Below are 19210 nucleotides of genomic sequence, written 5' to 3' on the forward strand. Positions count from 1 at the left end.
TTAAACAAGAAATCACACAAGGATTGACAAAAGAAAAAAGCCCTAGTTTAAAGCCTTTCACAACGGATTGACAAATAAACTAAAACTTTTTATTAGATTCACTGAAAATAACGACAATATCACTTTAGAATTTTTCCTCAGATAGTTCTTGCTTCTCTTGGATTTTCTGAAAATCCTGCAAGAGCTTATCAAAGGCTCGATCAAAGAAAGCTCGGTCAGAACTGCTATAAGCCGTCATAAGCATTGGACTAGCTTCAAAATCCACATAAAATTGATAGTCCAAAGCCCCATTTTCCCAGTGAAATTTAAGGCTGGGAGAGGCCGTCTTTTCACCACACATGCCTGGAACCGCTCGTTGCAAGCCATAAATGTGGTCGCCATAATCTTTCAAACGGTAATAAGCTCCTTCAAAATAATAGGTCTCTCCAACTTCGATGCCTTTAAAAAGGTCTGCTAAAACTTGTTCTCTACTCATATTTAAGCCTCTTTAGATGGATTGACAGCACCCTCCATTTGACCATCAATTCTCCAAACTGCAACATCATTATTAACCGATATAATCACTTAAAATATCATATACCACGGCCGTCTTCAGACGACCCTACCTAGATTTTCTAAACCCGGGCAAGTGTCAAACCACCGACCTTATAACTCTTCCTGAATAGCACAAAACGCCTTAAGATTATCTCTTAAAGCGATTCGACAATTCTTACTTGTTTGCTTGTTTATCAACCACATCTTTGGCAAGGGCAAAGTTACCAAGTGTCGCAGAGCCATTACCTGAAACAGCAGGGGTAACAATATACTCAGTCACATCTGGTACTGGGAGGTATCCATTCAAAAGAACTGTGAATTTTTCACGAACACGACGAAGCATATGCTCTTGACCCATTACCCCACCACCAAAGACGATAACTTCAGGACGGTAGAGAACAGTTGCCTGAACAGCAGCTTGAGCAATATAGTAAGCTTGAATATCCCACACTTCAGAATTTTGCTCAATCAATTCTCCACGAATACCTGTACGAGCTTCAAGCGATGGACCAGCAGCCAATCCTTCCAAACAACCACGGTGGAAAGGACAAGTTCCGTTAAATTCATTAGTAACATCATTAGGGTGAAGAGGCACATAAACGTGACCTGCTTCCGTGTGACCTACACCACCAATGAATTCACCATTTTGAATGGCACCAGCACCGATACCAGTTCCGATAGTGTAATAAACAAGACTCTTAACACCTTTACGAACAAGTGTCTCACCATAGGCAGATGAGTTAACATCCGTCGTAAAATAGAAAGGAATATTAAACTCTTTTGCAATCAAACCAAGAAGGTCAACGTTTGACCAGTGTGGTTTTGGCGTTGAGGTAACATAACCGTATGTTTCTGAGTTAGGATCAACATCAATGGGACCGAATGAACCAATGGCGATTCCAGCTAATTGGTCTTCATAACGTTTGAAGAAGGCAACGGTACGATCGATTGTTTCGTATGGTGTAGTGGTTGGGAATTGGGTCTTTTCAACGACTTGGAAATTTTCATCACCAACAGCACAAACGAATTTTGTACCACCAGCTTCCAAGCTTCCGTAAAGTTTAGCCATATGCAAGCTATCTCCTTTTGTGATCTATAAATTACTATCCTAATTATAAAGAAAAGTGGCGCAAAAGACAATCTATATTCCGTTCGATTCACCAGTCTTAGACACCCGAACTTATCTCTTTTCTTTATCTGATATTTAACTAAAAAAGCCGAAATAGCTTCGACTTTTCTAGATTATTATTTAACTGCGATGAAGTCTGCACCTTCAGCAACTGATCCAGTTGCTACTGATGAAACATCTTCGAAGTCTGCAGTATTTGTAACGATTACCATAGTTGTATCGTCAAGTCCTGCACCTGTGATAACTGAGCTATCGAAGGTAGCCAAGACATCACCTTTTTTAACACGTTGATTTGCTTGAACTTTAGCATCAAATCCTTTACCGTCAAGTGAGACAGTGTCGATACCGATGTGGATAAGCACTTCAGCACCTTTATCAGATTTAAGACCGTAAGCGTGACCTGTTGGGAAGGCGATTTGCACTTCACCATCAAATGGTGCGACTACTTGGTTTCCTGAAGGTTTAATAGCGGCACCTTTACCCATAGCTCCTGATGAGAAGACTGGGTCATTAACATTTTCCAAAGCTACAACTTCACCTTTAAGTGGTGCAGCGATTGTTTCGGCTTGCAATGCAACTGGAGCTGATTCTGCAGATGCAATATCTTCAGCAACAACTTCTTTTTGAGCTTCAACTTCTTCCTCTTTGTAACCGAAGATCCAAGTAAGAGCAAAACCAAGAGCAAGTGTTACAAGTACCATGATCACATACTTAAGCACTTGACCGTTAAGGTAAAGAAGAGTACCAGGAACGATTGTTACACCAAATCCTGTACCAGCGAGGTTAAGGATTGAGGCCAACCAACCACCAGCAGCACCAGCGATAAGACCCATGATAAATGGTTTACCGAAACGAAGGTTAACCCCGAAGATAGCTGGTTCAGTGATACCAAGTACCGCTGAAAGAGTTGCAGGGAAAGCAAGTGCTTTCAATTTAGCATCTTTAGTTTTAACACCCACTGCAAGTGTCGCACCAGCTTGGGCAGTCATAGCAGCTGTGATGATAGCGTTAAGTGGGTCTTTACCAGTATTAGCAATGAGGTTAGCTTCAAGCAAGTTAAAGACGTGGTGAACCCCTGTAACGACGATAACTTGGTGAACTCCACCAAGAACAAGACCAGCAAGACCAAATGGCAAGTTAAGAATCCATTCTGTAGCAGCAAGAACATAGCTTTCAACAGTATGGAAGACAGGACCAATGATAAAGAGGGCCAAAGCTGACATTACTGCGAAGACGATAAGTGGACGCAAGAGAAGGTCAAGAACGTCTGGAACCCATTTACGAACCCATTGCTCGAACTTAGCACCAAGCAAACCTACGAAGAAGGCTGGAAGCACTGAGTTTTGGTAACCTACTACTGGAATAAAATCAAAGAAGTAAATTGGTTTAGCAGCACCTGATGCAACATCCCAAGCGTTAGGAAGGGCGTTGTTAACCATCATCAAACCAAGAACCAAACCAAGAAGTGGTGAACCACCAAATACGTTAAAGGCTGACCAACAAATCAAGGCTGGGAAGAAGGCGAAGGCTGTATCTGTCAATACAACTGTGTAAGTATAGAAATCAGTAGCAGCAAAAGCTTTTGATGTTGTACCGAACAAACCAAGAACTGTATCGTTATTGATTGCTCCACGGATACCCATGAAAAGACCAGTCGCTACGATTGCTGGAAGCAATGGAACGAAAACGTCACCGAATGAACGGATAGCACGTTGGAACCAGTTACCTTGTTTAGCAGCTTCTGCTTTTTGTTCGTCTTTAGATGCTGTTGGAAGACCTTGAGCAACGACTTCGTCGTAAATCTTGTTAACAGTACCTGTACCAAAAATCATTTGGTATTGACCTGAGTTAAAGAAAGCACCTTGAACTTTTTCAATGTTCTCAGCCTTTTCTTTATTGATTTTGTTTTCATCTTTGACCATCACACGTAGACGAGTCGCACAGTGAGCAACACTGTTGACGTTTTCACGTCCACCGAGGGCATCGATGACTTCTTTTGCAATTTGTTTGTTATCCATTTGCAAAATTCTCCTTAATAAAATTTGGTATGAAAGCGTTTAGCTTTTCTTTACGATAACTATTTTAGCATCTTTCTGCCATATGTCAACCGTTTAGCATATTTTTTTATTTTTTGTTATAAATCGTTGATTTTTATAGGTAAAACGTTTACTATATTATTAACAAATAGATTAGGAGATTACTAAATATGAATCTACCAACAGAAGTTCGTTACCGTCCATACGCAGATTGGACAGACGAAGAAAAACAAAGATTAGAGAAAATGTCGCTAAATCACCTTGGCGTGCAAGTTACCATATCGAACCAGAAACAGGGCTTCTTAATGATCCAAACGGTTTTTCTTACTTTAATGGTAAGTTCCAACTTTTCTACCAAAGTTGGCCATTTGGAGCTGCTCATGGTTTGAAACAATGGGTGCATACTGAAACTGAAGATTTGGTTCACTTTACAGAAACTGGTGTCAAACTCTTGCCAGACCATGAAAATGATAGCCACGGTGCCTACTCAGGTTCTGCTTATCAAATCGGTGATAAACTCTTTATCTTCTATACTGGGAACGTTCGTGATGAAAACTGGATTCGTGACCCACGTCAAATCGGCGCTTGGATGGATAAAGACGGCAAAATCGAAAAATTCGACAAGGTTCTTATCAAACAACCTGCTGACGCTACTGGGCACTTCCGTGACCCTCAAATCTTCGATTACAAGGGACAATTCTACGCTATCGTAGGTGCTCAAAACCACGATAAACAAGGTTATATCAAACTTTACAAGGCAGTAGACAATGATGTCGAAAACTGGGTTGAGGTTGGTAATCTTGACTTTGGTGGCACTGGGTCAGAGTACATGATTGAGTGTCCTAACCTTGTCTTTGTAGATGGCAAACCTGTTCTTCTTTATAGCCCACAAGGTCTTGATAAAGAAGAACTTGACTATGGCAATATTTACCCTAATACTTATAAGATTTTCCAAGATTTCGACCCTGAGAAACCTGCCCTTGTTGATGGTACGTCAATTATTAACTTGGACTACGGGTTCGAAGCTTATGCTACTCAAGGATTTAACACTCCTGATGGTCGTGCCCTTATTGTTAGCTGGATTGGTCTCCCAGACGTGGACTATCCAACTGACAAATACGACTACCAAGGTGCTATGAGCTTGGTTAAAGAGTTGTCTATTAAAGATGGCAAACTTTACCAATACCCAGTAGAAGCTATTACAAGCTTACGTGCTAACCAAGAAGATTTCGCTGAAAAAACAGCTACAACTAATACTTACGAGCTTGAACTTAACTTCCAAGCTAATAGTCAAACCGAGCTTGTTCTTTTCGCAGACCAAGAAGGAAATGGCTTGTCACTTATCGTTGATACTGAAAACGGAAAAGTTATTCTTGACCGTTCTAAAGCTGGTGAACAGTATGCTACAGACTTTGGCACAAGCCGTGAATGTACTCTTGAGGCCGGTCAAGCTGCTACAGCTAACATCTTTGTAGATAATTCAATCATTGAAATCTTCTTTAACAAAGGTGAAAAGGTCTTCACCAGCCGTGTCTTCCCAAGTGCAGAACAAACTGGTATCAAAGTGGTATCAGGAAAGGTTTCTGGTCACTACTTCGATTTAAAATACTAAGGTGATTTATGGTCGCAAAGCTTACTGACGTTGCCGAACTTGCTGGTGTAAGCCCAACCACAGTTTCCCGCGTCATAAACAAAAAGGGCTACCTCTCACAAAAGACCATTGACAAGGTTCACGCTGCTATGCAAGAACTCAACTATAAACCTAACAACCTGGCTCGAGGTCTTCAAGGAAAATCGGCCAAACTCGTTGGCTTGATTTTTCCAAATATTTCCAACATTTTTTACGCTGAGCTTATCGAACGCCTTGAGGACGAACTCTTTAAACAAGGTTACAAAACAATCATCTGTAACAGTGAGCATGATCCTAACAAGGAAAAGGACTATTTGGAGATGCTTGCCGCCAACCAATGTGATGGCATCATCTCGTCCAGTCACAATCTTGGTATCGAAGATTATGAGAAGGTTGAAGCTCCTATTGTCGCCTTCGACCGTAATCTGGCTCCAAAGATCCCCATTATCTCATCCGATAACTTTGAAGGGGGAAAATTAGCCGCAAGAGCTCTGCTAAAGGCTGGCTGTCAGCGTATTGTCATGATTACAGGCTATGATAATTCTGACTCTCCAACGGGACTTCGACAGCTTGGTTTTAATTATAAATTGGACAAACAAGGTATTATCTGTCCTGTTCCAAATGATTTGTCGCTCATGCGTCGTGAGATGGAAATCAAATCGATTATTTCTCGTGAAAAACCAGATGGCATCTTTGTTTCTGATGATTTAACAGCTATCCTAGTTATGAAGGTGGCGAAGCATCTAGGACTTTCTATTCCAGATGATTTAAAAATCATTGGTTATGACGGTACTGCCTTTATCCGTCACTTCCACTCCGAACTGGCCACTATCCAGCAACCCTTGGAAGAAATCGCCAAGTTGTGTGTGGAAATTCTCCTAAAGAAAATTAAAGGCGAACCCGTTAATCGTGATTATGTACTACCAGTAAACCTCATTTCTGGTGGTAGTATATAAAGAAAAAATCGCAAGAAATCTCCACTTGCGATTTTTTCTTGTCTAATTTGTAGAAAAAAGAAGTTGAAACAGTGCTTCAACTTCCTTGTCTTAGGCTTCATCTGTCACAAACTGGCTAAGCACACCGTTAATGAACTTAGCAGATGTTTCATCAGAATATTTTTTGGCAATTTCAATAATTTCATTAATAGCCACACGTCCTGGTGTTTCTTCAAAAGACGTGATTTCATAGAGTCCCAAACGAAGAAGGGTACGGTCAGTCACAATCAGACGTGAGAGACTCCAACCTTCTTTCAATTTTGCTTCAATCTGACTGTCAAGTTGAGCCAAATCTCCTCGAACACCAGTAACCAAGTTAAGAAGAAAAGCTGGTACATCAACTTCAGTTTCTTCCCCAATTGGTTTGTCAAAGGTATAAGCAAAATGCGCTTGTTCTAGGACTTCACCACCAAATTCCAGAGCAAAGAGCGTTTGAAAAGCACGCTCACGAAGGTCACGACGTGAATCTTTAAAGATATTAGTCATTCAAAAAATCCTCGTTAAACAATTCAGCCAAGTCTGGTTTTTGTGATTTCTCAGTGACAATAGACTCAACGTGGACGTTAACATCTGAAATTGCCACTTCGGCCATATCATAGACAGCGGCTTTGACTGCTTTTTGAATCTCAATCGAAACCGCAGGAACATTAACGCCATACTGAAGAGAAACGTAGATATCAGCGTTTACTGTACCATCTTCCTCCGTTTGGAGGTAAACACCACGGCCCAAGCTTGTTTTGCTAAGACTGTCAGTGACATTTTTGTTTTGAAGGGCGTAAACACCTTCCACTTTAGTTGCAGCGATACCTGTAATCACTTCAAGCACACGAGGGGCAATAACGATTTCACCGATATTTTCTGTAGTCATCCCATGTTTCCTTTCCGTTAGTTTGGAAAATAAGGCCTTCAAACCAGTGATTTGAAAGACTTAGTTAGGCTTAGGCACGTGATACGTAAGTACCTTCAGCTGTGTTGATAACCAATTTTTGACCAGCTTCGATAAAGTCTGGAACGTTAACCACAAGACCAGTTTCAAGTGTTGCAGGTTTACCTGAACCTGTAACTGTCGCACCTTTGATTGAAGGTTGTGTTTCAGTAACAGTCAATTCAACAGTTGTTGGTACTTGAACACCGATAACTTCTGTTCCGTAGAATTGAATTTTGACGTCTGAGTTTTCAAGGACGTATTTCAATTCTTCTTGAACGTTAGCTACTGGAATTTCATATTGGTCATATGTTTCAGTATTCATGAAGTATGCAGTATCATCCATTTGGTACAAGTATTGTGCTGGTACTGTTTCGATGATTGCTTGTTCAAATTTTTCTTCTGGACGGTAGCTAGTGTCAAATGTTGACCCAGAACGCACATCACGCAATTTCATACGCATGATAGTATTACCTTTACCAGGTTTGTGGTGGCTAGCTTCAAGAACTTTGATCAATTTGCCATCATTAGTTACGAAAGTCATACCCGCACGGAGTTTACTTGCTTCAATCATTATTAAATACCTCTTTGTAAAAATTATTATCAGTTTATTCTACCATAAATGACAGTAGGGCTCAAATGTTTTATAGAATCAGGCCCTAGCCCTAAGCTCTTTACAAAGAAAAGAACTAGTCATCCATTCCCAAACGAACCTCTGGAACATCATGTTGGACATAAGAAACACCCTTTTGCTGCATCAGTTCCATAGCAAAGCCATGAGGACGATAGTTGGCCTTATAAGTAATCTTAACGATACCAGCCTGCAAGAGAGCTTTAGTACAGTTTATACAAGGAAAATGCGTCACATAAATCTCTGTATTTTTAGTTGAAATACCTTCTTTAGCGCACTGAATGAGGGCATTCATCTCTGCGTGAACCGTTCTGATACAGTGGCCATCTTCCATATAGTGACCTACTTCGTTACAGTTATCAGTCTCAGAAACCCCACCGTTATAACCAGTAGCAATAATACGATTATCCTTGACCAAAACAGCCCCAACATAAGCACGATCACAGGTAGAACGTTTAGAAATTAGCTCAGCATTAGCCATAAAATAGTCTTGCCAAGAAAGACGGTTTGGCATAAATCTTTCCTCCAAATCTTAGAGCACAATCAATTCCTTAGGTGCAAGTGTAATCAACTCACAACCATTCTCAGTGATAATAATGTCATCTTCAATACGAACACCATATTTATCAGCCAAATAGACACCTGGTTCATCCGTCAAGACCATACCAGCCTTAATGGTCTCATCAGAATTTCCAAAGTAAGGAATTTCGTGAATGTCAAGGCCAATACCGTGTCCGATACCATGTGTAAAGTGGGCACCATAGCCCGCTTCAACAATAACGTCACGCGCAACCTTATCATAGTCACGACGTGTCATACCAGCCTTAGCAGCATCAATCAAAGCCTGATTAGAACGTAAAACAATATCGTAAATCTCACGCTCCTCATCAGTCGTGTCCCCAATATGGATGGTACGAGTCATGTCACTAACATAGTGATTGTAGTAACAACCAAAGTCCATCGTCAAGGTCTCACCTGACTGAATAACCTTTTCTGAAGCTACACCGTGAGGCATGGCTGAACGATAGCCTGAAGCAATGATAGACTCAAAGGAAGTTCCAGAAGCCCCATACTCACGCATACGAAAATCAAGGAAGTTAGCCACTTGGAGTTCAGTCGTTTGACCCGGCTTAATAAAATCAAGAACATCTGTGAAAGCACGGTCTGAAATAGAACAAGCCTTACGTATAGTCGCCAATTCTTTATCATCCTTAATCATACGTAACTCTTCCATAAAGTTATTTTGTGGTGACAAAGTGTAACCTTCAAAAATAGCTTGGAGCCCTTGATAATAAGCGAATGACACCTGATTATCAAAACCGATTGTTTCAAGTTTGTCAGCTTCAATCAGTTTAACAATATCTTTAAGGGGGTCTTTACTTTCAATAATATCAAAACCATGCACAGATTGTTTAGCAATAAGCGTATAACGTGAATCTGTTAAAAAGAGACGACGATTTTTCGTAATGAAAACAGTCGCATTTGTTCCCCAGAAATTCGTCAAATAGTAAATATTATTTTGTCCTGTCACAAGCAAGGCATCAAGCCCTGATTGAGCAAGTTTTGCATCAAATCGTTCAAGTCTATGTTGCATCTGAATGACTCCTTAGGTATTTTAGATTAATTATACCAAATTTTCAGATTCTAAAGGATGAAATCGACAGTTTAGCCTGTTTTTTTGATTGTATAAAGAAAAAGCCAGATAAAACTCTGACTTTATAAGCATTACACATAGGCTCGCTTTTTGTAAATGATCGATAATCTTATTTAAGAAATCGATTGATTTCTTAATAAAAACACATTAGATTAGAATATTTTCCCTAGAAAATTTTTAAGAAGAGTTGTCAGGCTCCAAAATACCTGTTTAAGTTGAGACATCACGCTAGTAACTGATGGCTCAGAAATACTGTTTAAAGACTTATCAGCTTCTTTAATCGGACTTTCGGGTGATGGCTCGGGTAATGGATTTTCAGATTTTGCTGCCTCTTCCCTTACCTCTGACAACTCAGTTTTATCATTTTCGCCAGCAAAAACGGCCTGATAAATAGCTTGAGCATCTGGTGCACTACCCAAGTAACCAGAAACCAATTGACCATTTTTTAGGTGAATCACACTCGGAGTACCCGGAATTCCCAACTTATCAAACAAAACCTTACGAGAATCACGATCCAAATGATCCGAATCCGTGTTGTAATAAAGGAGTTGACCATTGATTAAAGCATTAAAATCCTTTAAAACGGGAGAATTTTGGCGACAATAATAACAGCTTGGCCGACCAATATACAGAATATGATCACCACCATCTTCAGTTAGCATATTGGTGACGTCGCTGTAAGAGATTTGTGTCACATTTTCAAGATTCTTTTCATAAGTTTCGACCGAAATCTCTTCGGAGCTAACTTTCTCCTCAATCACTTCTGTCTGTTCTGAGTGAGAGAGTGAATTTTCCTTGCTTTCACTACTAGAATCAACCTTCTCAGACACTTGCTCGGAAGCTTTCTCAGAAGAAACCTCTACATTGCCCGCTTCACCATTCTCAACAGAACCACTGGCTAGTTCGGTAGTCGCCTCCTTAGCATTTAGCTCATCTGCTGATCCACTAATTACCGCTAGTTGACAAGCTCCCAAAACGAAGCTTGACATCAAAACAAATTGTATTTTTTTCATCTATTCTCCTTTTTTAAGACTGTATTAAACCTTTCTATCTACCCAAAAACAATAACAAGGGAACCATTACACTGATAACCATATCCGTCTCCTTTCGTTATTAAAGAATCAAGGCCTTTACAACCTTGTTTAAGCTATGAATTCATTATATAAGCGAATCCAAAGAAAAAATAGTGACATAAATGTCACCATCCCACTAGAATAATGCAAGACACAAAAAAACTGAGCCAATGAGCTCAGTCTAAGCTTATAGAGGTAACTAGCGAAAATCATCTTTCTTTGTCCTTACTAGCTAGTCTCAGTGCAAACAAAGAGACAGCCAATGAAAGAGTTGCCCAGACAAGGCTATGGTCGATAAAAGCGATGCCTTCTGTAAAACTTAAAGTAGCGTTCATCATTACAATAAATAGCCATACAATCACAATAACAAGGGTCAACCCATTAATAAGATTTGCTTTTTGTTTATCCATATTTTTCTTCTCCATATCTGGTCCTTTCAAAGCTGGTCATTCTAACCCCTGATAACTCTAAAAACAGCTGTTCTTGAGCAATCTTTTAGATAAGATTTGAAGCCGAAAGATACGGCTACTCTCTTAATTTTCTAACCTTTAGCAGTTAGCTTTACAGGGCTTGCCTCTATTATAGAACCTCCTGTTTCAAAAAAATAGTGACATAAATGTCACCATAATCAGACATGAAAAGGACCAGTCGCTATAAGACTTGTCCTAAAATGTGTTTACTTTTACGGTGTTTCATAATAAGAAACAAAATCATCTCAAAAAGGAGGAAACTAACATAAATACCTATAACATAAAGTAAGGTTTCCCATTTATCCGTAGTTGATTGAAAATGACCATGATGATCCACTGTGCGAATACTGATTAAAAGACAAATATCCAAAAATAGAGCTAGAAGAATACCGTTAAACCCTATGAAAAAACGCTTTTTTACCATAGTCTGACTCCTGTATGTTTTTTTCTTAACAAGAGAATAGCAAACTCAACTTAAACCAGCCTAAAGCAAAAAAGACTCAGAGAGCCTTCTTCTTTTATTTCAATTTTTCTTTCAAATACTGTCCTGTGTAGCTTTCTGGAACAGCTGCTACTTCTTCGGGGGTACCTGTAGCTACGATGGTACCGCCACCAACACCACCTTCAGGACCTAAATCAATGATATGGTCTGCGGTCTTGATAACATCCAGATTATGCTCAATCACGAGAACTGTGTTACCATCGTCCGCAAAACGCTCAAGCACCTTCAAAAGACGTGCGATGTCATCGGTATGAAGACCCGTCGTAGGTTCATCTAAAATGTAGAAAGACTTCCCAGTAGAGCGTTTGTGAAGCTCACTAGCCAGTTTCATACGCTGGGCCTCACCCCCTGATAGGGTTGTTGCTGGTTGTCCCAAGGTCACATACCCAAGTCCTACATCTTTGATAGTCTGCACCTTACGAGCAATCTTAGGAATAGCCGCAAAGAAGTCAACTGCGTCATCAACTGTCATATCCAAAATTTCAGCAATATTTTTCCCCTTATAGCGAACCTCTAAAGTCTCAGAATTATAGCGTGTGCCATGACAAACCTCACAAGGGACATAAACATCAGGCAAGAAATGCATCTCAATCTTGATAATACCATCGCCAGAGCAGGCCTCACAACGGCCACCCTTGACATTGAAAGAGAAACGTCCCTTCTTGTAACCTCGAATCTTGGCCTCATTGGTTTGAGCAAAAAGGTCACGGATATCGTCAAAAACACCTGTATAAGTGGCTGGATTAGAACGAGGTGTACGGCCAATTGGACTTTGGTCAATGTCAATCAAGCGCTCGATATGCTCGATGCCAGTCACGGATTTGTGTTTCCCAGGTTTCTCACTATTTCGATTCAGCTCTTGGGCAATCTTTTTCTTGAGAATACCATTAACCAAAGTCGATTTTCCTGAACCAGAGACACCTGTCACTGCGATTAATTTCCCAAGTGGGAATTTGACCGACACATTTTTAAGGTTATTTTCACTAGCACCTTTAACCTCGATAAAACGACCATTCCCTACACGGCGTTCCATCGGTACAGGAATTGATTTAGCACCTGACAAATATTGCCCAGTAATTGATTTTTTGTTTTTAGCCACTTCCTCTGGAGTTCCCGAGGCCATGATTTGCCCACCAAAGGCACCAGCACCAGGTCCCACGTCAATGAGCCAGTCAGCTTCACGCATGGTATCTTCATCGTGCTCTACCACAATCAAGGTATTGCCCAAGTCACGCATTTTTTAAGACTTGAAATCAAGCGGTCATTATCACGCTGATGAAGCCCGATAGAAGGCTCATCCAAAACATATAGGACTCCAGAAAGGTTAGAACCAATCTGTGTCGCCAAACGGATACGTTGGCTCTCACCGCCTGAGAGGGTACCAGCCATACGAGAAAGGGTCAAGTAATTAAGGCCGACATTATTTAGGAAGGTCAATCGATCCTTGATTTCCTTGATAATTGGACGGGCAATCATTCCTTCATTTTCACCCAATTCCAAGCTATCGATTTCCTCAAGATGATCTGAAATAGACAAATCAGAGATTTGACCAATATTTAAGCCATTCTCACCGCCAACACGAACCGAGAGAGCCGCTTCGTTGAGACGATAGCCATGACAAGTTGGACATGACAACTCATTCATATAACCACGCATAACATTACGAGTGAAATCACTATTGGTCTCGTGGTAACGGCGATTGATATTGGTCACAACCCCTTCAAAAGGAATGTCAATATCACGCACCCCACCAAAATCATTAACATAATGGAAATGGAATTCACGATCTCCAGACCCATAGAGAATCAAATCCTGCTCTTCTGTTTCCAGGTTTTCAAATGGCGTATCCATATCCACGCCAAACTGCTCCATGGCTTGCTCAAGCATGGCTGGATAGTAGTTGGATGAAATCGGATTCCAAGGCGCCAGTGCACCTTCACGCAAGGTCTTATTAGCATCAGGAACGACCAAATCCATATCAACTTCTAGTTTATTGCCCAAACCATCACAGGTCGGACAAGAGCCAAATGGCGCATTAAATGAAAAGAGACGAGGCTCCAACTCAGGAACTGTGAAGCCACAAACCGGACAAGAATAATGTTCTGAGTAGAGCAATTCGTTATCATCCATAGTGTCCACAATCAAGTAGCCATCCGCTAATCGCAACGCTGCTTCTACTGAATCAAAGAGACGACTACGGATACCATCCTTATTCACTAAGCGGTCTACAACCACCTCGATGTTGTGCATCTTAGACTTAGATAATTCAGGGACTTCCGTCACGTCATATATCTCACCATCCACACGAACACGAACATACCCATCCTTTTGCACGCGCTCAAAAATAGACTTGTGTTGCCCCTTTCGACGACGAACAATCGGCGCCAAAATCTGCATACGTGTCCGTTCAGGAAGGGCTAAAACCTCATCTACAATCTGTTCCACAGAGGATGACTGAATAGCTCCGTGTCCATTAGGACAATAGGGAACACCCACACGAGCATAAAGAAGACGAAGATAATCATTAATCTCCGTTGCTGTCCCTACAGTTGATCGAGGGTTCTTACTCGTTGTTTTCTGGTCAATGGAGATGGCAGGACTAAGACCGTCAATCGAATCCACATCAGGTTTCTCCATATTTCCCAAAAACTGACGGGCATAAGCTGAAAGACTCTCCACATAACGGCGTTGACCCTCTGCATAAATGGTATCAAAAGCCAAAGAAGACTTACCAGACCCCGACAACCCCGTTACGACGACGAGCTTGTCACGAGGAATCTCCACATCAATATTTTTAAATTGTGAGCTCTTGCTCCATGAATCACTAACTTATCTTGCATATTTTTCAAGAGGCCCCAGCCCTAAAGCCACTGCCACTCCTTTCTACAGACGGATGGAAACGCCATCCCGACTTTCTCTCATATTATAACAAAATTTCAATTTATCCAGCCCAAAAATGTTTCAAATGTAGTATAATGGTTGAGTATGTAAAATAGGCAAAGAACATCGTCTCTAGGCCTCAATTGACATCACTAAAAAGCTAAGTGCTGCTGATTTATCTGACTTTTTCTGGTCCAAGAACGGACAAGACATTTTGAGATAAACATGCCAACACTTAACGAATGACAAAGGAGGGGTCCCCATTGAAACAAATGTTCTTATCCACTGGAAAAGAATTCAAAGAAATTGAGACATTCGAGCCGGGTGCTTGGATTCATTTGGTAAACCCTTCTCAGGAAGAGGCCATGAAGGTCGCTGAACGTTTTGACATTGATATCCAAGACCTCCGCGCCCCTCTAGACGTGGAAGAAACATCACGTATTGATGTCGAAGACGACTATACCTTGATTCTGGTCGACGTTCCAACCCAAGAAGAGCGTAATAACAAAAGCTACTACGTCACCATTCCCTTGGGTATCATCGTTACGGATGAAGTTGTTGTTACCACCTGTCTCGAGGACATCAGTCTCATGGATAATTTCCTCAATCACCGTGTGCGCAACTTCTACACCTTCATGAAGACACGCTTCGTCTTTCAGATTCTTTACCGCAATGCCCAACTTTACCTAACTGCCCTACGTTCTATCGACCGTCAGAGCGATAAATTGGAAGCTCAATTGGAAAATGCGACAAAGAACGAGCATCTGATTGACATGATGGAATTGGAAAAATCCATTGTCTATCTAAAAGCCTCACTTAAGATGAATGAACGAATTGTCAAAAAGCTAACAGGTAACGCCTCTAGCTTGAAAAAATACATCGAAGACGAAGACCTCTTGGAAGACACCTTGGTCGAAACCCAACAGGCCATTGAGATGGCAGGCATCTATGAAAATGTCTTGAACGCCATGGCTGAAACGTCTGCCTCTATCATCGGTAATAACCAGAACACTATCATGAAAACACTGGCTCTTATGACGATGGCTCTGGACATCCCAACCGTTATCTTCTCCGCTTACGGTATGAACTTTAAAAACAATTCTATGCCCCTAAACGATTTAGATAACGCCTTTTGGGTCATCTTCTTCATGGCAGCCTTCGGGTCATCCTGCGTTGTTATCTACTTTATCAGGAAAAAATGGTTCTAACATAGAGCCTCTTCTTTTCCCTAAACTGCTAAACTAAAAAATTAATACTATTTATCGAAAGGTCATCTCATGGACATCCAAAATCTCACCAAGAAAAACCAAGAATTCATCCACATCGCAACCAATCAGCTTATCAAAGACGGTAAGTCAGACCAAGAAATCAAAGACATCCTTGGTAATGTCATTCCTGAACTCCTTGAAAATCAGAAAAAAGGAATCACAGGACGCAGTCTCCTTGGTGCTCCAACGGTCTGGGCAGCTAGTTTCTCTCCTGAAAAACATCCACAACCTAACTCAGACAAGACCAGCAAAGAAGTCCCAGAAACAGACAAAACACCTTGGAAGATGTGGCTTGATACCTCACTTTTCCTTCTCGCCATTGTTGCCATCATGAATGCAGTCTTTGGTTTTTCTGGTACGCAAACAAGCTACGGCCTCACAACTCTTCTATCCGTATCATTCATCGGTGGTCTTGCTATGTACACCCCTTACCACTATATTTACCGCCACAGTAACAAACCAAAAGAAGAACGTCCAAAATGGTGGTTCAGCATGACCATCATCACACTTTCTTTCATCGCATGGTTTGCTCTCTTCAGCCTTACGGCACTTCTTCCTAGCTATCTCAATCCAGGACTGTCACCAATTGTCGTTCTCATCATTGGTATTGTCGCGGGTATTGCTAAATATTTCTTCAAACGTCGCTACAACGTACAAAGCACTTACGCACCTGCATCTTAAGCAGTATTTAAGCACCCTGAGGGGTGTCTTTTTGTACCAGAAATCTTGACACAGTTGGCTCTTCTATACTAAAATATTAAAGCTAACAGACAAAAGAAAGAACCCCAATAAATGCGTATCAAATTCCCCCTACTTATCATCGCTTGTTGCCTATTACTGATGGCTTGCAGCCACAAGCACAAGACTACTCTAAAAAACTATCAAGCTTACTATAGCTTCAATAACGTAACTACTTCATCTCAGGAGAAGCAACTAGCCAAAGACTTAAGAAGCAAAGGTATTCCCACAAAAAACTGGGATACTCTAGAACCTTATATCAGCCACTACAACCAGGAAAACACAGGCATTCAACCAGTTGTCAAAAAATGGACGCAAAGTAAAATCGGCAAGGATAAGAATCAGTTTGTCACCTCCCTAGATGAGAAAATAGTTGAAGATAATAAGTCTCACTTCACCGATGACTTAAACTACCGACAAACATCCTTTCTTCTCCTCCATAGCATCCTGACTAGCTCAAGCGATCTTACCAAACAAGAACTCCCCCTGCAAAATGAGTACCTGAATTTAAAATCTCACCACAAGGAGTTAACTGCCAAGGACCAAGCCCTCTATAGTCTCCTATTTGGGGATAACCCCAACTACCAATCTACAGATGAACTCCTCAAAGCCTGGAAAAAAGCTGGACTCAAGTTTCCAGAAAAATTAAACTCCTATCAGTCTTTCAAAATAGCTCCGATGATGTTAGCAATATCTATACTGCTATAGCTTATGAGAAAGACGGTAGCGTTTATGTCTTTGAAAAACAAGATCCCACACTTCCTTACCGCTGGAGTCGCTTCAACACCTGGGCAGACATCAAAACACACTGGTTGTCTAACCGTTTCAAGGTCTTCAAAGGTAACCTTGATATCCTCGTTAACGACCAGAAATTCGATGATTTCTTAAAAGACTCTGTCCTCATACCCAAAAACAACCAACTAGCTTTTCAAGAGTAATTGAAAAGACCAGTTGGTTTTTCTTTATTTCCATACAGCTAAGAAGGCTTAAAAATTGAATAAAATGAAACTTTTCGAGCCATAACATCTCGAAATCATGAGGTGATTACCTAAATTCAGCCATAAAAAAATGCTCTCAAGCGAGAGCATTATGTTTAGTCTTCGTTTACGAAAGGCATAAGTGCCATAACACGAGCGCGTTTAATCGCTGTTGTTACTTTACGTTGGTTTTTAGCTGAAGTTCCTGTTACACGACGTGGAAGAATTTTACCACGTTCTGAAACGAAACGGCTAAGAAGCTCAGTATCTTTGTAATCAACATATTCGATTTTGTTAGCTGCGATGTAATCAACTTTTTTACGGCGTTTGAATCCGCCACGACGTTGTTGAGCCATGTTTATTTCTCCTTTATATATTTAATTCGTTTTGTCCATCCTTAGAATGGAAGATCGTCATCTGAAATATCCATAGGATTTGAGTTTCCAAATGGACTTTCATCACGACCGAAGTTTGGTGTAGATTGTGCAGGTTGTGATCCACCAAATGAACCACCAGCTGAAGCTCCACCACCGAATGAGTTTGAATTATCAAACCCTCCAGCGTTGTATGAACCACCACTGTGACCTTCACGTGTCGCACGGCTTTCCAACATTTGGAAATTGTCAGCGACTACTTCTGTTACGTAAACACGTTGACCTTGTTGATTTTCATAGTTACGAGTCTGAATACGACCTGTAATGCCAATCAATGCGCCTTTCTTAGCCCAGTTAGCCAAATTTTCAGCTTGCTGGCGCCAGATAACACAGTTAATAAAGTCTGTTTCACGTTCACCATTAGCACCTTTGAAGTTACGGTTAACTGCAAGGCTAAAAGTTGCTACTGCAACATTACTTGGTGTATAACGAAGTTCCGCATCACGGGTCATGCGACCAACGAGTACGACATTATTAATCATAATCTACCTTCATCTACCTTCTTAAGCGTCAAGTTTAACGATCATGTGACGAAGAATGTCACCGTTGATTTTTGAAAGACGGTCAAACTCATTAAGAGCAAAATCGTTATCAGATTCAACGTTAACAACGTGGTAAAGTCCTTCACGGAAATCTTGGATTTCGTATGCAAGACGACGTTTTTCCCAATCTTTTGATTCAACAACAGTTGCACCGTTGTCAGTCAAGATAGAATCGAAACGTGCTACCAAAGCGTTTTTAGCTTCTTCTTCAATGTTTGGACGAATGATATAAAGAATTTCGTATTTAGCCATTGATATTTTCCTCCTCTTTTGGTCTAATGACTCATGGTCTTTCGCCACGAGTAAGTGAGGTGCACTCACAGGATATAATTCTACCAAAGATTAAAGGATAATGCAAGGAAAAAAGAGTAAGTAGTATGTGTCCTTTTTTGGGAGAAACTAAAATCACCAAGAGAGTAGGAACACAGCCCCCTTACCTTTCTATCGTATGGCACCTCAAATAACGTTAAAAACTTCCAACAAGCGTCATAAAAAACTGAAATGAGAGCTAACAAAAAGCTCATCCTTACACGCTAGAATGAGCTTTTTAAGAATCTTCTATTGTCATCAGACTATTCCTTTTAGAATTTTTGTAAAAATATTTTTTCATAAGGAGGTGTCACTGTGTGTCACCATTTTTCAATCTAGCAATCATAGATTACCTCCATTAACTTAAAAAGAATTGTAACTAAGTCACGATTTTCTATTACATTGGTATCACTCCTTAAGCTATTTTGTGCAATAACCTGAAGAGTCTCCATTTTTATAACGTCCTAGATTCATCATCATAGC

Annotated in this window: 17 protein-coding genes and 3 pseudogenes; 5 read left to right on the forward strand and 15 right to left on the reverse strand. The window is 40.7% G+C overall.

Features of this window, described 5'->3' with window-relative positions:
- Nucleotides 1-124: 124 nt before the first annotated feature.
- The 3 genes from HSISS2_RS09295 to HSISS2_RS09305 form a co-directional block, all read right to left on the reverse strand.
- The gene (locus HSISS2_RS09295) at nucleotides 125-475 is read right to left on the reverse strand and encodes a hypothetical protein (protein ID WP_021146480.1); all 351 of its coding nucleotides are present in this window, start codon (nucleotides 473-475) and stop codon (nucleotides 125-127) included.
- A gap of 234 nt (nucleotides 476-709) precedes the next feature.
- On the reverse strand, nucleotides 710-1603 hold the full coding sequence (gene scrK, locus HSISS2_RS09300) for a fructokinase ScrK (protein WP_021146481.1): 894 nt from the start codon (nucleotides 1601-1603) through the stop codon (nucleotides 710-712).
- 176 nt (nucleotides 1604-1779) lie between these two features.
- Nucleotides 1780-3681 carry a sucrose-specific PTS transporter subunit IIBC gene (locus HSISS2_RS09305; protein ID WP_021146482.1) on the reverse strand — a complete coding sequence of 634 codons (1902 nt, stop codon included), beginning with the start codon at nucleotides 3679-3681 and terminating at the stop codon, nucleotides 1780-1782.
- Between the two features lie 188 nt (nucleotides 3682-3869).
- Here HSISS2_RS09305 and HSISS2_RS09310 point away from each other — a divergent pair.
- Together HSISS2_RS09310 and HSISS2_RS09315 are read left to right on the forward strand one after the other, a co-directional pair.
- Nucleotides 3870-5311: pseudogene (locus HSISS2_RS09310) on the forward strand (sucrose-6-phosphate hydrolase).
- Between the two features lie 8 nt (nucleotides 5312-5319).
- Nucleotides 5320-6285: a LacI family DNA-binding transcriptional regulator gene (locus HSISS2_RS09315; protein WP_021146484.1), complete on the forward strand. Its 966-nt coding sequence runs from the start codon at nucleotides 5320-5322 to the stop codon at nucleotides 6283-6285.
- 90 nt (nucleotides 6286-6375) lie between these two features.
- Here the strand turns inward: HSISS2_RS09315 and nusB are convergent, their stop codons facing one another.
- From nusB to uvrA, 9 genes and pseudogenes are all read right to left on the reverse strand, one after another.
- Entirely contained in the window at nucleotides 6376-6810 is a 435-nt protein-coding gene (gene nusB / locus HSISS2_RS09320) for a transcription antitermination factor NusB (RefSeq protein WP_002889259.1), read from the reverse strand.
- The gene (locus HSISS2_RS09325; RefSeq protein ID WP_008535586.1) at nucleotides 6803-7192 is read right to left on the reverse strand and encodes an Asp23/Gls24 family envelope stress response protein; all 390 of its coding nucleotides are present in this window, start codon (nucleotides 7190-7192) and stop codon (nucleotides 6803-6805) included. The genes nusB and HSISS2_RS09325 overlap by 8 nt, the downstream gene beginning before the upstream one ends.
- A 70-nt stretch (nucleotides 7193-7262) precedes the next feature.
- Nucleotides 7263-7823, reverse strand: a complete 561-nt coding sequence (efp, locus tag HSISS2_RS09330; RefSeq protein ID WP_002889261.1) for an elongation factor P — start codon at nucleotides 7821-7823, stop codon at nucleotides 7263-7265.
- A 115-nt stretch (nucleotides 7824-7938) separates the two neighbouring features.
- The gene (locus tag HSISS2_RS09335; protein ID WP_008535587.1) at nucleotides 7939-8394 is read right to left on the reverse strand and encodes a deaminase; all 456 of its coding nucleotides are present in this window, start codon (nucleotides 8392-8394) and stop codon (nucleotides 7939-7941) included.
- An 18-nt stretch (nucleotides 8395-8412) separates the two neighbouring features.
- On the reverse strand, nucleotides 8413-9474 hold the full coding sequence (locus HSISS2_RS09340) for a Xaa-Pro peptidase family protein (RefSeq protein ID WP_021146485.1): 1062 nt from the start codon (nucleotides 9472-9474) through the stop codon (nucleotides 8413-8415).
- A 212-nt stretch (nucleotides 9475-9686) separates the two neighbouring features.
- Entirely contained in the window at nucleotides 9687-10547 is an 861-nt protein-coding gene (locus tag HSISS2_RS09345; protein ID WP_021146486.1) for a thioredoxin family protein, read from the reverse strand.
- 269 nt (nucleotides 10548-10816) lie between these two features.
- Nucleotides 10817-11017: a hypothetical protein gene (locus tag HSISS2_RS09350; protein WP_021146487.1), complete on the reverse strand. Its 201-nt coding sequence runs from the start codon at nucleotides 11015-11017 to the stop codon at nucleotides 10817-10819.
- Nucleotides 11018-11258: 241 nt separating this feature from the next.
- A complete protein-coding gene (locus tag HSISS2_RS09355; protein WP_021146488.1) occupies nucleotides 11259-11501 on the reverse strand; it encodes a DUF3923 family protein in 243 nt (80 codons plus the stop codon).
- A gap of 94 nt (nucleotides 11502-11595) precedes the next feature.
- A pseudogene (gene uvrA, locus HSISS2_RS09360) lies at nucleotides 11596-14419 on the reverse strand (excinuclease ABC subunit UvrA).
- 303 nt (nucleotides 14420-14722) lie between these two features.
- On the opposite strand from uvrA, the gene HSISS2_RS09365 reads away from it, so the two are divergent.
- The 3 genes and pseudogenes from HSISS2_RS09365 (at nucleotide 14723) to HSISS2_RS09375 (ending at nucleotide 17403) form a co-directional block, all read left to right on the forward strand.
- Complete coding sequence (locus HSISS2_RS09365; protein ID WP_021146491.1) at nucleotides 14723-15667, forward strand: magnesium transporter CorA family protein; 945 nt, start codon at nucleotides 14723-14725, stop codon at nucleotides 15665-15667.
- 69 nt (nucleotides 15668-15736) lie between these two features.
- Nucleotides 15737-16408 carry a DUF1129 domain-containing protein gene (locus tag HSISS2_RS09370; RefSeq protein ID WP_021146492.1) on the forward strand — a complete coding sequence of 224 codons (672 nt, stop codon included), beginning with the start codon at nucleotides 15737-15739 and terminating at the stop codon, nucleotides 16406-16408.
- Nucleotides 16409-16519: 111 nt separating this feature from the next.
- Nucleotides 16520-17403, forward strand: a pseudogene (locus HSISS2_RS09375) (DUF4300 family protein).
- A 155-nt stretch (nucleotides 17404-17558) separates the two neighbouring features.
- Here HSISS2_RS09375 and rpsR read toward each other — a convergent pair.
- Genes rpsR through rpsF form a run of 3 tightly spaced genes read right to left on the reverse strand, consistent with a single transcriptional unit; the run spans nucleotide 17559 to nucleotide 18670 of the window.
- Nucleotides 17559-17798: a 30S ribosomal protein S18 gene (rpsR, locus tag HSISS2_RS09380; RefSeq protein WP_000068664.1), complete on the reverse strand. Its 240-nt coding sequence runs from the start codon at nucleotides 17796-17798 to the stop codon at nucleotides 17559-17561.
- Nucleotides 17799-17839: 41 nt separating this feature from the next.
- Complete coding sequence (locus HSISS2_RS09385) at nucleotides 17840-18358, reverse strand: single-stranded DNA-binding protein (RefSeq protein WP_002889274.1); 519 nt, start codon at nucleotides 18356-18358, stop codon at nucleotides 17840-17842.
- A 21-nt stretch (nucleotides 18359-18379) separates the two neighbouring features.
- Nucleotides 18380-18670, reverse strand: coding sequence for a 30S ribosomal protein S6 (gene rpsF / locus HSISS2_RS09390; RefSeq protein ID WP_002884188.1), 291 nt, complete (start codon nucleotides 18668-18670; stop codon nucleotides 18380-18382).
- Nucleotides 18671-19210: the final 540 nt, after the last annotated feature.

Origin of the sequence: Streptococcus sp. HSISS2 (genome assembly GCF_000448665.1) — a bacterium.
In the GTDB taxonomy this organism is placed as follows: domain Bacteria; phylum Bacillota; class Bacilli; order Lactobacillales; family Streptococcaceae; genus Streptococcus; species Streptococcus raffinosi.

Bases quoted from the DNA above. Each gene is read 5' to 3' on its own strand.
- HSISS2_RS09295 (WP_021146480.1), bottom strand. From the start codon at position 475: ATGAGTAGAGAACAAGTTTTAGCAGACCTTTTTAAAGGCATCGAAGTT.
- scrK (WP_021146481.1), bottom strand. From the start codon at position 1,603: ATGGCTAAACTTTACGGAAGCTTGGAAGCTGGTGGTACAAAATTCGTT.
- HSISS2_RS09305 (WP_021146482.1), bottom strand. From the start codon at position 3,681: ATGGATAACAAACAAATTGCAAAAGAAGTCATCGATGCCCTCGGTGGA.
- HSISS2_RS09315 (WP_021146484.1), top strand. From the start codon at position 5,320: ATGGTCGCAAAGCTTACTGACGTTGCCGAACTTGCTGGTGTAAGCCCA.
- nusB (WP_002889259.1), bottom strand. From the start codon at position 6,810: ATGACTAATATCTTTAAAGATTCACGTCGTGACCTTCGTGAGCGTGCT.
- HSISS2_RS09325 (WP_008535586.1), bottom strand. From the start codon at position 7,192: ATGACTACAGAAAATATCGGTGAAATCGTTATTGCCCCTCGTGTGCTT.
- efp (WP_002889261.1), bottom strand. From the start codon at position 7,823: ATGATTGAAGCAAGTAAACTCCGTGCGGGTATGACTTTCGTAACTAAT.
- HSISS2_RS09335 (WP_008535587.1), bottom strand. From the start codon at position 8,394: ATGCCAAACCGTCTTTCTTGGCAAGACTATTTTATGGCTAATGCTGAG.
- HSISS2_RS09340 (WP_021146485.1), bottom strand. From the start codon at position 9,474: ATGCAACATAGACTTGAACGATTTGATGCAAAACTTGCTCAATCAGGG.
- HSISS2_RS09345 (WP_021146486.1), bottom strand. From the start codon at position 10,547: ATGAAAAAAATACAATTTGTTTTGATGTCAAGCTTCGTTTTGGGAGCT.
- HSISS2_RS09350 (WP_021146487.1), bottom strand. From the start codon at position 11,017: ATGGATAAACAAAAAGCAAATCTTATTAATGGGTTGACCCTTGTTATT.
- HSISS2_RS09355 (WP_021146488.1), bottom strand. From the start codon at position 11,501: ATGGTAAAAAAGCGTTTTTTCATAGGGTTTAACGGTATTCTTCTAGCT.
- HSISS2_RS09370 (WP_021146492.1), top strand. From the start codon at position 15,737: ATGGACATCCAAAATCTCACCAAGAAAAACCAAGAATTCATCCACATC.
- rpsR (WP_000068664.1), bottom strand. From the start codon at position 17,798: ATGGCTCAACAACGTCGTGGCGGATTCAAACGCCGTAAAAAAGTTGAT.
- HSISS2_RS09385 (WP_002889274.1), bottom strand. From the start codon at position 18,358: ATGATTAATAATGTCGTACTCGTTGGTCGCATGACCCGTGATGCGGAA.
- rpsF (WP_002884188.1), bottom strand. From the start codon at position 18,670: ATGGCTAAATACGAAATTCTTTATATCATTCGTCCAAACATTGAAGAA.